Here is a 15,864-nt window from a genome sequence, read left to right on the forward strand (position 1 = left end):
CAACGTGGATAAAATCATATTAAAAGAACAAATTGAAAACTTATACAATGATATTTTAATTAATTTAGATATAGAACAAATTTCTAAATACTTTGCAGATGATTATATTCAAATTACTGATCACAAAGCATCTAATATCAACGAATTCAAAAATCATTTAACTAAACTAAAAGAAGTAGTTAAACAACTTTCAATTAATCACTTTAAAACTATGATGATTGATGAAAAGCAAAATATTGTTTATTTGAGATACGATGTATTAGTAGAAAAGAAAAATGGGTTCTTGGGCAAAATTGAAGTTTTTGCAGAATTTATCTTTAATAAATACGGTAAAGTTAAATATTGTAATGAATTAACTCAAGCTTATGAAACAGAACTATCTGGAATGGGTAGTATTTCTTAATAAGAACTCCTCTGTTTAGTGTCTGTATATAGATGATATTAAATCAAAATAGTTCGTACTGGAAAATTAAAAATAGACATATGCTTCTTGGGAATCCTTATAAAATCACATCATTAGTTATTAATATAATATTAAGCAAACAGCTTAATAAAAAAGCTTACAAGTTGTCAATAAAATAATGTGATTATCAAATGCGTTAATGCTTTAATAATTATTCAAATTTTATTATCACCTTGATTAGCTCCAAAATATTTCGATGATTTTAATAACTATACTAGTCGACAATTGGAGAGAAAGTTATATCAACTTAAATAAAAAAACAAATTTATACTTACTTTCTCAACGAATGAATTGTTCTAGTAAGTGATGTAAGCTCTAATGGACAGCTCAAAATTTCATTTTTTATTAGAGTCATATAAGGTAAGTCGCTATCATAACGTGGCCATAACGTGCTATCTTTATTGCTAGGAATGCCGTTTCGCGCAAATGATACCCATGCATGTTGTAAAGCTTTTGAAATAGTTATATCTTTTTCATCGTAGTCTTCTCTAGGGTTTAAGTTACCAAAAATATATCTAATTTCTGATGTATGTTTAGCTAATTCTTTTGTTCTATGTGCCATTGGAGAAACTCTCGAGAAATGATAATAATAAATATTATGGCCTGACTTTTCAAAACGTTTGATCGTTGCATAGCAAGGTTCAAACCATACTGCAGTAGTGAATAATTTATCTAAAGCTTCATATGTAGTTAAATTACCTGCCTTTAATATATGTTGCACACGGTCGCTTACTGGTTCCGTCAATGCCGTTATCATATTACTAAGCGTATCAACACTATATTCCATATCGGGTTTTATAAAATAACGGGCTTCATTTTCAACGCAACCGATTAAAATAGGTATATCTGTATTCCAATCTTCCAAATCTTGTTTAGCTACAATATCCCCATCAGGTACTGGGTTCCAAATTAGATTAGCTGGGGTATGAACTTCGCCAGGAGGCGGAAATACGCCTGAAAATTCTGTAGAAGCCTCTAATACTGTATCGGTTGAAAGTTGTTGCAATGATTTCAAATCACTTGATCCTAATTTATTTAACATATCTACAGTAACTTTTTCTACCTTTTCATAAGTTAGTTCTGGCGCAAACACATAAGGTTCAAAACCAGCGCTTTGTATAATAGCTCGATGAAATAATCCTTTAGCGCGTTTAACTGATAATAAATTTCTTACAGCTTGAGCACCAGCTGATTCACCAAATATTGTTACATTATTGGGATTTCCTCCAAAATATTCTATATTATTAGTAACCCATTTTAATGCAGCTACTTGATCAAGTACAGCAAAGTTGCACCCTATTTCTGGATGTGCTAAGAAACCAAAAGCACCTAGACGATAATTGAAGGTAACTACGGTTACACCTTGTTTTGCCAATTCAGCTCCGTCAAAAGCGTCTTCTGAACCAGCGCCACCTAAATTACCCCCTCCATGAATCCAAACCATAACGGGGCGCTGTGCAGTCTTATCGAGATCAGACGTCCATACATTTATATATAGACAATCTTCACTTTGTTTTAAAGTTCTTAAGTTAAAGCTCGCGCCACCTTTTTGCGGACACATTGGACCAAACTCTATAGCTTTATAAACACCTTTCCATTCTTTTGGAGGCAAAGGTTCTCGCCACCTTAATTCTTTGACGGGAGGCTCTGCGTATGGCATCCCTAAAAATTTATAAGTAGAATCATTAAATATTCCCTCTAATTTCCCTTGCTCTATTTGGATTTGCATCATTACCCCTCATTTCTCAAAAATTTAAGACTATAATTTTGTAATTGAGCGCATTTTTGTATGAAAATTTTTAGCTTAAGACAATGCATAAGCACGCCGTAATATATAAGTATCATTAAACCAGATAAAAGTTATACAATCGCATAATTACTTGCGTAAAAAGTATGAACTCTATATATGAACCAGTAATTCTCCACAAATCAGATATTAAGTTATTATCAGTTATAAAAGCTACTAACCACATCATAATAGACAAATTAAAACCTGAGAAATTTATCCCAGGTTCTACTTTGTTAAGTTTTATTACAATTTATAATTATTTTCAATCACTTCAATTGCTAATGTATTTAATATATGACAAATTTATACATTATTATTTAGTTTAAGCAAATGCTGTGCGTTTTTATAATTAATTTTGGCTTGGTCTTCTTCCGATAACCCTAATTCCTCTAAAAATGTACCCAGCCCCTCAGGTTTAATATATGGATAGTCAGCAGCGTAAAGTATTCTATCTATGCCAAATGCATTTTTAACCATTTCAAATTGTGGCTGCGTCAGCATACCGCTCGGTGTAATATAAAAATGATTTTTAAAGTATTCACTTATAGGGTGTAAGAGATGGTCTGAAAGAAGTGCTTCATCCATTCTCTCTAAGAAAAATGGTATAAACTCTCCCCAATGTCCAATAATCATTTGCAAATTAGGATGTTTATCGAAAACACCACCTAAAACAAGGTGGATGGCGTGGATACCGACATCAACGTGCCATCCATAGCCAAAGGAGGCAAATGAAGCGGCAGTAGCGTCTGTATATGCATCGCTTTTGTAATATGCTTGATAAACATCCGCATTCACTGGAGCAGGATGTAAATATATAGGCACGCCCAATGCTTCAGCTTTAGCAAAAATAACATCATATTTCTCTTGCTCTAAAAAGCCATCATGAGGTCGTCCAGGTATTAATACACCTTTAAAACCTAGCTGCGTAACTGCCCTTTCTAATTCTTCAGCCGCTGCTTGAGGTTCATTAATTGGTATACAGGCAAACCCAAGAAAACGTTCTGGATACATTTCAATATAATCATACAATTTATCGTTAGCATACCGACAGAGCTCAATTGCTTTTTCTCCTGTCAGGTTAGATGGCGCCCCATTACCATAAGATAATATTTGGACTGCTACGTTATGTTCTTCCATAAATTTGATTCGTTGTTCGTGATTCTGTATCTCATCATCATCCGTGAACCCTGTTTTACTTTCTAAAGCCTCTAACATAGTCTTTAAAGGCACACCTTCTGGGTCAGGTTGTACAAGTTTTGCCATTTCGTCTTTAACTTCTGGTAATATAAAATGTTCTTCAAGGGTAATACTCTTCATATAAACACAACTTTCTTTTCATATATTTTCCAAGTAAAAATATTATTTTGAACTAAGTGAAATCCTTCCATTCTAATTGTTGGAGCCAAGCATCAAAATTAAGTAGTTGAGGATTTACCTTACGTAATTCAGCTATATTAGCCTCATAGCCTTCATATTCAAACCATTCAAACATTTTCATCATTTGTTGGAACTTTTTACGTGCATCTACTATTTCACAAGATACTTCAAATTTCTCACTTAACTTTTTAGCTATTTCATTTAAAGTAATTTCTTCACCCGCTAATTCCATAGCTTTGCCTATATATTGTTTGGGTTGGCTAAAAGTAATAGCGGTAAAAGTACCGATGTCTTGTACCGCAAGCATCTGTAATGGTATTTCAGAATCCATAAAGCCTTGCATCACTATTTTGTCATCTTGCACTTTCGCAAAACCAGTGAAATTCTCCATGAAAAATGTGTGGCGTAAGATTGTATACGGTAAATCTAATGCACGAATATATTCTTCAATTTGCCATTTACTTGCAAAGTTATCAGCTCCACTATACTTTTCAGCGCCAGCTGCTGACCCGTATACAAAGTGAGTAGTACCTACTTGCTTAGCTACATCTGCCACCATTTTTCCTTGTTGTACTTCTTTATCAGGGTCTTTAGGATCAAATGATTGTACGCTGTAAACACCATAAACATTTTCCATTGCTTCGATAAGAGACTGTTTATCATTCATATCTGCTTGTACAATAACAGCTCCATCTTGTTCTAATTCTTTTATCGCAGATTGGTTAGGATTCCGCGTCATAGCATGCACAATCCAACCATTGGATAGTAAACTTTTTGCAACTGCATTGCCTTGGTTTCCGGAAGCGCCCATTACTAAAATGTTTTTATTATTTTCCATCGTAATCACCTTTCATCTCATTTTTTAATCAAAATATTATGTCCATATCGATAATATTGTTTCTGAAAATCCTTCAGGCTTCTGAATATATCCTAAATGTCCGCCAGGTATGTCGACGATTTTGATACCCGTTTGTTTAGCGATATAAAAATTGACATCTTGAGGAAACGATCCTTTAGAGTCATTCCCATTTAATAACGTTATGATGTCTTTATATTGTGATAAATCTTCTAATTTAATATCAGAATGTGTGTACTGTCTAATTTCATATTCTGCCCAAAACATCATGCGTTCATATTGTGCTTTTTGCGCTTTTTCATCCTCGGAAACAGGTTGAGCCATGCTTTTTTCATCGATTGCTGAAATATTCAATGTTTCTCCAAAAGTTTTCATACCTACTTGCAAACCTTCAGTTAAGACTTGTTCTACAATTTCATCATTTTTATCTTTCCAGTATTTACTATCTGGTAAAAAAGTATTAATTGGCGGCTCATGAAAAGCAATTTGTTGAATTACTTCTGGGTAATCTTTTAAAACATGCATGGTAACGATAGCGCCAGAACTAGACCCAAGTAGATATACTGGTTCATCGCTTAAGTGTTTCGCCAGTTCTGCAATATCCTTGGCATCACGTTTAACACGATAATCGTCATCAGGTTTTTGCGCCCGTTCAGGAAGAGGCGCGGTTAACTCACTATAACCATAGTCACGACGGTCTACAGCTACGACGGTAAAGTTATCTTTCAAGTGCTCTGCTAAAGGTAAAAATATATCACCTGTACCATTGGCTCCTGGCACTAAAATAAGTATAGGACCTTGACCTACTTTATAATAATTTAATGTCGCGCCTTCTAATTCTAATTTATTCATTTTGCTTCCTCCATTTATAAAAATTCGATTTGCACTACTTAATAAGTTACCTATATGATATTTCCCTTTCATATACTTAATACTCTTTTCCCACTGTCTAAAATTGCATTTAACTTTCATAATATAACCGATGTACTGTATATTATTAGCAACCCTGTGAATTAACCCACATTTGAAGCGATAAATAGTACTTAACAACATTGTTAAGTTTTTGTAGTATTTTAACTTTATTTATCAGCATCAAATATAGTTATAAATATTAGTTATTATCTATCACTGGCACAAGTATGTGTGAATCATAGACCCCGCCTGTGTAAATGTTGTGTATACCTTTATTTACTGTTTCATTATGTTCATAACGTGTTTTGAGGCCAGGTGTACTATTGCCTTTAACAACTTCGCTTGCTTTAACAACGACTTGAATACTTTCACCTTGTTTGAATAATGTACCAGAAGGTAAAATTTCCACTTCTACAGGTACGATTTCTTCTTTATTAAGTTTATCTTCGCTTTCATGTGTATGCCATGGTTGTAGTGGTTTAGATTTATCTTGATCTAATTCACGGTGAGAGACACGTAACCAACCTGTCGCAACTTGCCCATCTTCAATATGATTAAAATCAGGGAAATGTACTTCTTCGTCTTGGCGATTTAATTTTTTAATACCTACAAATAAATCCATGTCGTCTGTTTCATCTGCTGAAACCCATAGCTTCAATTTCATATTGCCTGTAAGTTCTGTGTCTTGGTCAAATACTGTGCTGAATCTTACTTCGTCTTTGTTTTCGACTTCACTATCGTATGAAACTTTAGCTGTATCTTGAGGTTTTTCAGTATTAAGTGACATTGTTTGACCATCTAAATATAAAGCTGTTGCAGTTGTATTTGGTAATGGAAAATCAGTCGCATATTTTGTATAACCTTGATAGAATTTACCTCTGACTTCGTAGCTCACTTTAGGGGTATCTTGCCAATCGTTGTCGATACCTTTGAGGTAATAGTCAAAGAAATCTTTTTGTTGTTCAAGAGATTCACGTGCATAGTAAGTTTCCCATTCTTTACGCCCATGTATTTTAAGCCATTTATCTTTGGAGGAAGCTTGTTTAAAGCCTTCAAATGTTCCTCGATTATGCAATCCTTGTGTAGACCAACTTGCACATACGAACATCGGCACTTTAATAGCTGAAAGGTTTGCTTGTTTGCCTTTCCAATAATCATCGAAAAGAGGATGATTTTTTTGAGCACCTTTTAAATCTTCAATATCTGAATCTGGCCATCTATTGATAAGACCTTCATACCAAAATCTATAAAATCCTGTATCAGGAATCCCACCATGAAAAGCTACTTCACGATACATATCATTTAAGCCTTCCCAAGGAATCATTGCTTTAAGATGAGTAGGATTTAATGAAGCTACCCACCATTGTGTAACTGCTAAATAAGAAACACCATTTGTACCAACGTTACCGTTACTCCATGGTTGTTGGCCAGCCCATTCAATTACTTCGGCGTAGTCTTTTGCTTCTGAAAGACCCCAAGGGTATAAAGATCCTTTTGATTTAGAGCTACCGCGTAGCGCAACTTTAACAACTACATAATCATTGGGAACCCAGAAACCAGGATCTGGTGATTCCTCAGGCGTGATACTTGAGGTTGGTAATGCTCCTAATGTCGGCCATATTGCGCCCATATTAGTAATTTTTGGTTTATTATCTTTACCGTATGTGTCCGCAGAAATTACGACTGGGAATGTACCTTCTTTATTTGGACGAATGACGTTAACATATAATTCTGCACCATCTGACATGGGCACAGCAATATCTTTTTCCATAATCATTTCTTGATTACCATACTGAATACTATCAACAACGATATGATTTGTACCTTCTTTAATATCTTCTATTGGAGTCGCAGTTAATTTTGAATTACCTAGCATTTGTTTAGTCATTTAAATCATTCCTTCTGTTTAGAATAATTACTTGTTTTCTAATACACTTTTACCTTATATTCATAACAAGTAATAAACAACAAGCAAGTATATGATAACTGTTTGAAAAACAACAGTCTGGATAATATTGTTGTCTAAAAGAGCATATTAAAGGAGGAACACACTTATGGCTCAAGACCGTAGAATACGTAAGTCTCAACAAACAATTAAAATAAATTTTTTAGAACTGTTAAAAACAGTTTCCTTTGAAAATATCACTGTACAGCAGCTTGCTGATTTGGCAGATATAAATCGTGGTACTTTTTATGCTTATTATGTAGATAAATATGATTTATTAGACACTATGGAAAATGAAAAAATTGATGAACTTCAAACATTTATAAATCAACAACATAAAGTTATTGGAGAAAACAGTCCAGCTTATATGGTTAAAAGTATTATGACTTATTTGATTGAACACATTGATGCAAATATAGGGTTCTACAAAACAATGTTTAGTATTGGAAAGGCTTCAATGTTGCAAGAGAAGTTACATATGCTTATTCAAAATCATCTCAGCACATATAAAAGTAAAGACAATAAAATAGGAGACATGCCTTTCGACTATTTTATGAGTTATGTTTCTGGAGCAGGAATTGCACTATTGAAACATTGGGTTCAAGATGAGAAAAGAATTAAAAAAGAGGATTTTATTCATCATTTTTATAATATTGTGACGGAGGGAACAATAGGCGTTGTTAAAAAATCAGTTTAAAAGTGTCTATGTTTTAAATTTCTAATATTTTTAATTTATCACTATTACTTTACCAATCGAATAACATTAAAATGGTCACATCCATAGCATAACTATGAATGTGACCATTAAGTTGTTTTAATTATTTAGTTGTCTAGTTGACTGAGGCAGTTTAATATTTCTCTCAGTCTTTTTTATTAACAATTGCCCTTTTAGATGGAATAGGAACAATGAAACTGGAAAAAGGTAATTTACTTATTAAATAAATCGATAATACTGAAACACATAATACAATAATATATGAAACCACAAATGTAGATGGATTATTCACGATATCAACAAATGGAGTTTGTCTGTATACCATGATTATAAAAACGTGAATTAAATAAATTCCCATTGAATAATTACCTATAACCGTTAGAGTTTGAGTTAGCAATGTATGATTTTTAACATGATTATAAAATATGATTAATAAAGCAAGAAAAATTGGTATATATACGACATTAGCAACATTTGTCGAACCATATAAATTTGTAATATCAATTTTAATAATTAAATCGATAAATAGTAGTATTCCAATGATTTTAAAATATATTTTATATTTCAAAACAATATCATTAATTTCCTTATAATACTTAGCATAGCCGATACCGAGGAAAAAGAAGGATATCCAATTTAAGATAAATGCTTTACTATTAACAAACGTATTCAACATCTCACTATGCAAAGTAACTGTGTCACTACCATAGTTTAACCAAAGCACATTAATAAGCGTTCCTATTATATATGCAATAATAAGTGGCGCTCCTTTTTTCAGTTTATGTACAAAAGGAAATAATACATAAAATTGAATCACTACTAAAATAAAGTACAAATGAATTTCTGCCGTCCCTAAAAGATAATACTTAATTATTGGTGTTCCTGCTGGATAATATGTATTTGATAAAACCATTCTCAATATGATATATAAAGTAGTCCAAAGTATATAGGGTATTAAAATTTTTGTGAATCTAGATTTAATAAAATAAGGTAATTCAAACTCACGCTTTAGTGTTGAGCTTGTAAGTAAAAACGCACTAATTACTGCAAAAATAGGCGTCCCTAGTCTTGCTATTTGGTTAAAATAAGATAAAATTGGATCAACGATAACTCCATTGGAATTATATAATTGTGCAGTTAAATGTATACAAAGCACTAACATCGTTGCTATAGCTCTTATGACAGGGATTTCTCCATAGTATTTCATAAATTGCACCTCTAAATTTGTTATAAGCATTTTGTAAATTTAATATAATCACAATTAATTGATGATAACATGTATTATAAATTTAAAATACAACTAATGTATAATTATAATTCAAAATCTATATAATTTGTCTGAAAGTAATCAAGATATGTTTATGTTCATAACATTGTCCATCTATATAAGTAACTCTTTTATAATTTTCAAACTATAGGGTGCACTTTATCTTATTTACTGTTAATATAATTGAATAATTTTAATAACAAGAGGGCGGGATAGAAACCAAAATTTTTAAATCGATTTCTTAACCCGCCCTCATAGTATTGGCTAGATAATTACTATATATTTAATTTTTCGTGATGCATTATGCTTTTATATTTTTGGGAATAATGATTTGCGCTACAATGATGCCTATAATCATCAGAGATATACCTGTAATCATTGACCAAGCCGCTGCTACACTAGCACTATTTGATACTTGTAAAGCTGCGAAAATAGTCGTGTACATCGCTATACCAAAGGCGCCGCCTAAAGTAGCGCTCATTTTATAAAGGCCTGAAGCAAGACCTACCTTTTCATCAGGAATAGTTAATATTGCAACAGTTAAACCAGGTGTCGCACATAAACCATTACCGATTGCGCAAATGACAAAACCAAACGTGACTGCTGCAATATACCATTCAGACGGTAAAGTCGTTAAACTAATGAATATAATACCAATAGCAGGAAAAGCTGGCCCTAATAGTAACATTGGTTTTCCACCATGCTTCATCGAAATTTTCTCACCTAAACGAACCATTAAAATTGCCATAATTACGTAAGGCACCGTTACTAATCCAGACTGGAACGAACTTAACCCTAGTTCAGTTTGGGCGTACATATTAAATACAGTTGTAATACCTACAGCTGAGTTTAAAACAAAATTAACTACAGATGAACCCATTAAACCGCGATTTCGAAATAACTCAAAATCTATAAAAGGTAAGTGTTTACGACGCTCAAAGAAATAAAATATAATTGTTGAAATAACAAAAATACTTAAGCAAATCATTGAAAAAGCACTTGTCCAGCCTTGTTCAAAGCCTTGTGTTGCAAATAAAGTAATACTGCCTATAAGCACCGCAAATATTAACATACCTACATAATCGAAAGGCCGTTTGTCTATAACTTCCTTAGCTTCTTCTTTCGTGCCAAATAATAATACAAATGCAATAATTGCAATAATGATAGACAGTATAAAGTTAGATTGCCAATTAATATATGTAGCGATCAATCCTCCAACCATGGAGGCCAAACCTATGCCACCCACACTAGCAATCATTAAGTAACTGAACGCTCTACGTAATGCTTTACCATTAAATTGGTCATTGAACACGCCAACCGTTGAAGGTAATAATATAGCCGCAGAGACCCCTTGCAAAATTCTACCAATAAGTAGTAATGCTGTAATATCAGAAATAATAATCAATAGTGACCCTATAATACTTAAAATAATGCCAATATAAGTCATTTTTAAGCGGCCAATTTTATCTGATATATCACCCGCACCCACCATAAAAATACCCGTTGCAAAAGAAGTGATACTCACAGATAAATTTAAAATTCCTGGAGTAGTATGATAAGTCTGTTGAACCGGTGTTGATATATTTATAAACGATTGGGCAAATAGCCAATACGTTAATACACTTAATACAATTGCTAAAATCAATTTATTGCCAGAGCGTGAATGTTCGCTTGTGCTCATGATGTAAAATGCCTCCTAATATCAATAATAAAGCTAGAACAACGAAAGTTTCTTAAAAATCTCTCCTCATTCTACTCCTAACTGATAATATCACATAAACAACGAATTATCGTGAGCATTATAAAGTTTTCAGTTAATTTTTAGCAGTATTTTTATATTTTCAACTTATTTAAAGCCTAATAATAAATTAAGTGTTTGCACTACACCATCTTCATCATTATTTTTTGCTATTAAGTTAGCCTCTTCCTTCAATTCTGGATATGCATTGTCCATCGCTACTTTATATTTAGCCGCTTTAAACAAATCAATGTCATTTAAACCATCTCCAAATGCTATTGTTTCTGCAGGACTAATTTGAAGTAACCGTTGTATTCGACGAATTGTTGTACCTTTGTTGACGCCTAAATCTGCAATATCAATCCACTCATCATCAGAAGCTATAATATATACTTCTGATTCATAATGTTTTATTTGGCTAGCAGTAGTCTTACAATTTCCCGTAGCATCATGAACTGAAATTTTCAAGAAATCATCTTCAACTTCAGAGAAATCATTGATATATGTTACGTTTTGAAATGATCCATGCACAATTTTCTTTTCAATTTCTGGAATATGATTTAATACATAAGCGCCCTTTTCAGTACAACCTAATACGGTTTGTGTTTGGTCAATATCTTGTATTGTTTGTATAATTTCTTTCCCTTTTTTATTTTCAATTTTAGCATTATAAATAAAGTCCCCATTATATTTAATCCTCGTTGCACTATCTCCAACAATAAATGTATCTTTGGACAACTCCCCGATAATACTTTCAACACGCTCACATTGTTTTCCAGTACAAAATACAAAGCGAATTTGATGTTCTTCACAATTTTCTTTTAATAATTGAAAAGATTCACTATTAAATTGGCTATCACTATTTAAAAAAGTACCATCCATATCTGCAACAATAAGCTTAATATTCACTCTAACATCCCCCTATGCTTGATATTTATACTAATTGTATCTATTAATTAGCAAAAAAAACAATATTTACATTCTATAAAACAAGCATTCTATTATTAAGTGAAAAAATAGACAACTTTTACCATACTAATAGTTGATATATAATAAATATATAAATTTATTATGAAAAAATCATACAAATAACGCTTTTATTTAAGGGGAGCAAATATTATGGAGCTCAGACATATGAAATACTTCGTGGAAGTGGTTAATTTAAAAAGCATGACTAAGGCAGCGTCAAAACTGTTTATTACGCAGCCCACTATTAGCAATACAATCAAATTATTAGAAGATGAATTAAATGTTACATTATTTCATAGATTTAAAAACCAAATTTACCTAACAGACGCCGGCGAAGCATTTTTCTTTCAATGTAAAGAGATGCTAAAAATGTATGACAATATTCCTAACGATTTAAGTAATTTACTTGAAATGAAATCCGGCCATTTAAAAATAGGTATACCTACTATTATTAATATACGAAAATTAATTAATTTAATTTCTCGCTTTCATGAATCATATCCAAATGTAACTTTTCAACTTTTTGAAAACGGAAGTAAAAAAATTGAAAATGATATTTATTATGGGGATTTGGACATGGGCATCACCGTTTTACCTACTGACACTAAAATTTTTAGTACTTTTTCATTTTTAGAGGAATCTTTAAAACTCGTGGTTCATAAAAACCACAAACTTGCTGATAAGAATTTGATAGATATAGAAGATTTAGTAAACGAAGAGTTTATTTTATTTAATTCTGACTTTTACCTAAACGATAAAATTATTAATATTTGTAGAAATCATGGATTTAATCCAAACGTTATTTTTGAAACAACGCAATGGAGTTTTATTGGAGAAATGCTTTTAAATAATATGGGCATTTGTGTACTACCAGAAGGAATTTTAGAATTATTAGACTCTGATTTAACAGCTATAAATATCAATGAAGCATCGATGAAATGGGAATTGGCACTTATTTGGAGAAAAGATACTATAGTCGATTCGCTTACCAAAAATTGGATTAAATTTATACAAGAAAACTTTTTATTGAATGATTAAACATTAAGGCATTTGTAGATTTTATACCTTTATAAATTATAGATATTTTATAGTTATAACTGCTCCTCCTATAATTTAATTTGTAATAAATAATAGAAATGGGAGATAAGTTATGGAAAATTATAAGTATCCGAACGACAGTAAAATCATTAGTACTGATCAAGTATTAATTAATGATTTAAATAATTATAATACTTTATTTGGTGGCGTATTGATGAAGAAAATTGATAATAACGCTACTTTATCAGCACGAAGACATGCTCGGGTTAAAGAATGTGTGACGGCATCTACAGATTCTATTGAATTTTTACATCCAATTACTCAATTAGACTCTGTTTGCATTGAATCTTACGTGGCTTACACAGGTGAAAAATCAATGGAAATATTTTGTAAAGTAATTGCAGAAGATATGATAACCGCTGAACGAAAAATAGCTGCAGTCGCCTTTTTAACATTTGTTGCCTTAGATGAACATAAAAAACCAATCAAAGTAGCAAATATCACGCCTCAAACACATGAAGAAAAATTATTGTATATGCATGGAGAAGATAGAGCAAACATGCGAAAGAATAGACGTCAACAAAGTAAACATCTTATTCAGTCACTTAATACAGTTAAGCCGTGGGCATTGGAGGTTGTAAATAAATGATAAGCGAAATGGAAAAACTACAACAAATTAAAACGAATCTGTCTCAATTACAAGTTCATTCACCTGAACTCTACTTAAAATTAGAATATATTGCCAGTTTAACTAGACAACTGAGTATACATTATAAATATTTAGGACTACTTATGTTTTCAGAAGACTCATATGTTATTCAAGAAAATAGACCCACTTTAATTAGGGATTCTGTTTTGAGTTTATATGAACAAGAAGTTGAAAAAGTAAAAAGTAATGAAGCATTTAATGATTTCTATGGTATGATACAAAAATTTCAAGATATAGCTTATTCACAAGTATTTCTCATTATTTTAGGCGCTGAACCTAGCTTCGTATTCCACAATACGATTATTAAATAATTAGAACAAGCTGTTAAAAATGAGGTGTACTTTAATGAGCATATCCGAGTGTAGATATGTATGTGTCAAAAATAATAAATCCTTTATAGCAGGTAAACTATATTGGTTATTTCCAACAGAAGTTGCAACATTAGACGAAAATTATTCTTATGTTTCCAATGATGGTCAACTATTAACAGAATCATATAAAACAAATTACTTTATAAAAGCCAAAAATTTAGTAAGTCATAGTTGTTAGCATAAATCATGGGTAATACAATTATTCTGATAATACAACATCACTTCCTGCCCCGTAAATCATCAATAGTAATTAAAACTCAGAATCAAAACGCTGTATCCCTTATCCTAGCATTTTGATTCTTGATTCCAATAATGAATCATTGGATAATGTAAGAATTGACTAATTATAGAAAGTAAGAGAGCGACAAATAAACCATTTAAATAAAAACGATATGCAGATTAAATGACATATTATAAATATAAAAAATTGTTCCATTCTAAACAATTAAAATTTTATATGAATATACTTTTTCCTATAATTGTTAATAATTTTTTTTCAGCATATCGCTAAATGAGTTTCTACCTATAATATATTTCGAGAAAGGAAGATGGGACAATAATAGAGCAATCCCTAAACTAAAACCTAACGTAAACAAAATCATTATTAATAAAAATAATATTGGTATTTGTACAAATGAAGCTAGCCCCCTAGATAAGTACGAATTCATCAATGGGTGGGATAAATATATAAAAAATGATATTTCACTAATTACTAATAATAAGGTTAATTTATACCTTCCTAGAACTTTCATTGCATATAAAATCATTAAGAATGTAAACACAGTGTACAAAATAAGATCAAACCTATTGGATTGGGCATATGTTACATCCATAAATTTATAAGTTACAAACATAGGAACAATTGATAAAATCCATAATCCAAATAGAAACCATATGTATTTTTTTACTAATGCCATTATATAGTCATAATTTTTTCCTAGGTAATAACCGAATGTAAAATAAAACAACCAATACGGTATAGCAGTTCTTGAATAAAAAGGATGAAAGTTTATCCACCATTGTAAATATGAATCATTTGTATAAGCAAGAAACGAATGAATAGAACTAATCATAAAAGTTACAAAGATTATTATTAACGGATTGGTTTTGTTTAAAAATTTATACAACAATAAATGTAAAATATAAAATTGAAAAATGACTATTACAAACCAACCGTACCAACTACCATATAATACATAGGTTGTAAATATATCGAAATAACCTCTGGTTTCATTGGAGTTGAGATAAATATTTAATGAGTAGAAAGACCCTATCAATAAATAAGGTAATAATATGAATTTAACCCTTTTTAAAAAGAAACCTTTAGGTAATCCATCAGAATAACGCATTGATAGTAATATTTCTGATAAAACTATAAAAGCTGGAGTTGCAAATAAGAATAAAATTCTTAAAAACGAGTTAATTGATTTACTAAAATCTGTGGTGTGTGGATCGTTAATTAACCCAGGAAAAGAGTGTAGAGCTACTATAGATATACAAAAGAAAGCTCTAGCATATGTAATTTCTATTTTTTTATCCATTTTAGTTCCATCCTTTGAGCTACTTTTACATTATAAAACAAGGGTTATAGAGTAAATTATTTTTGTGAGAAAATTCAGTGATTTATTAACGTTCTAGAGTACAAAATTTAGCATATATAATAATTTAAAAAGCGTTAAAGATTTAGCGAAATCTTCTTCTTTTTTAAAGATCAG

General features: G+C 31.3%; 15 protein-coding genes. 6 read left to right on the plus strand and 9 right to left on the minus strand.

All coding sequences use genetic code 11. The annotated features are described in order from the left end of the window. The first annotated feature begins 4 nt into the window (after nucleotides 1–4). Nucleotides 5–403 carry a hypothetical protein gene (locus tag ACF91D_RS04250; protein WP_069792652.1) on the plus strand — a complete coding sequence of 133 codons (399 nt, stop codon included), beginning with the start codon at nucleotides 5–7 and terminating at the stop codon, nucleotides 401–403. Between the two features lie 331 nt (nucleotides 404–734). On the opposite strand, the gene ACF91D_RS04255 is transcribed toward ACF91D_RS04250, so the two are convergent. The 5 genes from ACF91D_RS04255 to ACF91D_RS04275 form a co-directional block, all read right to left on the minus strand. Then, nucleotides 735–2,192, minus strand: coding sequence for a carboxylesterase/lipase family protein (locus ACF91D_RS04255; RefSeq protein ID WP_158262149.1), 1,458 nt, complete (start codon nucleotides 2,190–2,192; stop codon nucleotides 735–737). A gap of 363 nt (nucleotides 2,193–2,555) precedes the next feature. Continuing rightward, nucleotides 2,556–3,569, minus strand: coding sequence for an amidohydrolase family protein (locus ACF91D_RS04260; RefSeq protein ID WP_069792654.1), 1,014 nt, complete (start codon nucleotides 3,567–3,569; stop codon nucleotides 2,556–2,558). Between the two features lie 52 nt (nucleotides 3,570–3,621). After that, on the minus strand, nucleotides 3,622–4,467 hold the full coding sequence (locus ACF91D_RS04265; protein ID WP_039067192.1) for an NmrA/HSCARG family protein: 846 nt from the start codon (nucleotides 4,465–4,467) through the stop codon (nucleotides 3,622–3,624). Between the two features lie 36 nt (nucleotides 4,468–4,503). Beyond that, the gene (locus tag ACF91D_RS04270) at nucleotides 4,504–5,337 is read right to left on the minus strand and encodes an alpha/beta hydrolase (protein WP_069792655.1); all 834 of its coding nucleotides are present in this window, start codon (nucleotides 5,335–5,337) and stop codon (nucleotides 4,504–4,506) included. Nucleotides 5,338–5,596: 259 nt separating this feature from the next. Then, the gene (locus tag ACF91D_RS04275; RefSeq protein WP_039067194.1) at nucleotides 5,597–7,285 is read right to left on the minus strand and encodes a CocE/NonD family hydrolase; all 1,689 of its coding nucleotides are present in this window, start codon (nucleotides 7,283–7,285) and stop codon (nucleotides 5,597–5,599) included. Nucleotides 7,286–7,451: 166 nt separating this feature from the next. Here ACF91D_RS04275 and ACF91D_RS04280 point away from each other — a divergent pair, with 166 nt between their 5' ends. Next, on the plus strand, nucleotides 7,452–8,039 hold the full coding sequence (locus ACF91D_RS04280) for a TetR/AcrR family transcriptional regulator (protein WP_039067195.1): 588 nt from the start codon (nucleotides 7,452–7,454) through the stop codon (nucleotides 8,037–8,039). Nucleotides 8,040–8,202: 163 nt separating this feature from the next. Here ACF91D_RS04280 and ACF91D_RS04285 read toward each other — a convergent pair whose 3' ends face one another. The 3 genes from ACF91D_RS04285 to ACF91D_RS04295 form a co-directional block, all read right to left on the minus strand. Beyond that, on the minus strand, nucleotides 8,203–9,264 hold the full coding sequence (locus tag ACF91D_RS04285) for an acyltransferase (protein ID WP_069792656.1): 1,062 nt from the start codon (nucleotides 9,262–9,264) through the stop codon (nucleotides 8,203–8,205). Between the two features lie 361 nt (nucleotides 9,265–9,625). After that, a complete protein-coding gene (locus tag ACF91D_RS04290) occupies nucleotides 9,626–11,005 on the minus strand; it encodes an MFS transporter (RefSeq protein ID WP_039067198.1) in 1,380 nt (459 codons plus the stop codon). A 165-nt stretch (nucleotides 11,006–11,170) separates the two neighbouring features. Beyond that, nucleotides 11,171–11,971, minus strand: a complete 801-nt coding sequence (locus ACF91D_RS04295) for a Cof-type HAD-IIB family hydrolase (protein ID WP_039067199.1) — start codon at nucleotides 11,969–11,971, stop codon at nucleotides 11,171–11,173. A 210-nt stretch (nucleotides 11,972–12,181) separates the two neighbouring features. Here ACF91D_RS04295 and cidR point away from each other — a divergent pair, with 210 nt between their 5' ends. From cidR to ACF91D_RS04315, 4 genes are all read left to right on the plus strand, one after another. Then, the gene (cidR, locus tag ACF91D_RS04300) at nucleotides 12,182–13,069 is read left to right on the plus strand and encodes a cidABC operon transcriptional activator CidR (RefSeq protein ID WP_039067200.1); all 888 of its coding nucleotides are present in this window, start codon (nucleotides 12,182–12,184) and stop codon (nucleotides 13,067–13,069) included. Nucleotides 13,070–13,181: 112 nt separating this feature from the next. After that, nucleotides 13,182–13,718, plus strand: coding sequence for an acyl-CoA thioesterase (locus tag ACF91D_RS04305; protein ID WP_039067201.1), 537 nt, complete (start codon nucleotides 13,182–13,184; stop codon nucleotides 13,716–13,718). Further along, nucleotides 13,715–14,089: a hypothetical protein gene (locus ACF91D_RS04310; protein WP_101050699.1), complete on the plus strand. Its 375-nt coding sequence runs from the start codon at nucleotides 13,715–13,717 to the stop codon at nucleotides 14,087–14,089. The genes ACF91D_RS04305 and ACF91D_RS04310 overlap by 4 nt, the downstream gene beginning before the upstream one ends. A 34-nt stretch (nucleotides 14,090–14,123) precedes the next feature. Further along, complete coding sequence (locus ACF91D_RS04315; protein ID WP_039067204.1) at nucleotides 14,124–14,327, plus strand: hypothetical protein; 204 nt, start codon at nucleotides 14,124–14,126, stop codon at nucleotides 14,325–14,327. Between the two features lie 304 nt (nucleotides 14,328–14,631). On the opposite strand, the gene ACF91D_RS04320 is transcribed toward ACF91D_RS04315, so the two are convergent. Further along, entirely contained in the window at nucleotides 14,632–15,690 is a 1,059-nt protein-coding gene (locus tag ACF91D_RS04320) for an acyltransferase family protein (protein WP_327620970.1), read from the minus strand. Nucleotides 15,691–15,864 lie beyond the last annotated feature (174 nt).

Source organism: Staphylococcus sp. 231237_7MaSpsaltlick (assembly GCF_043107035.1).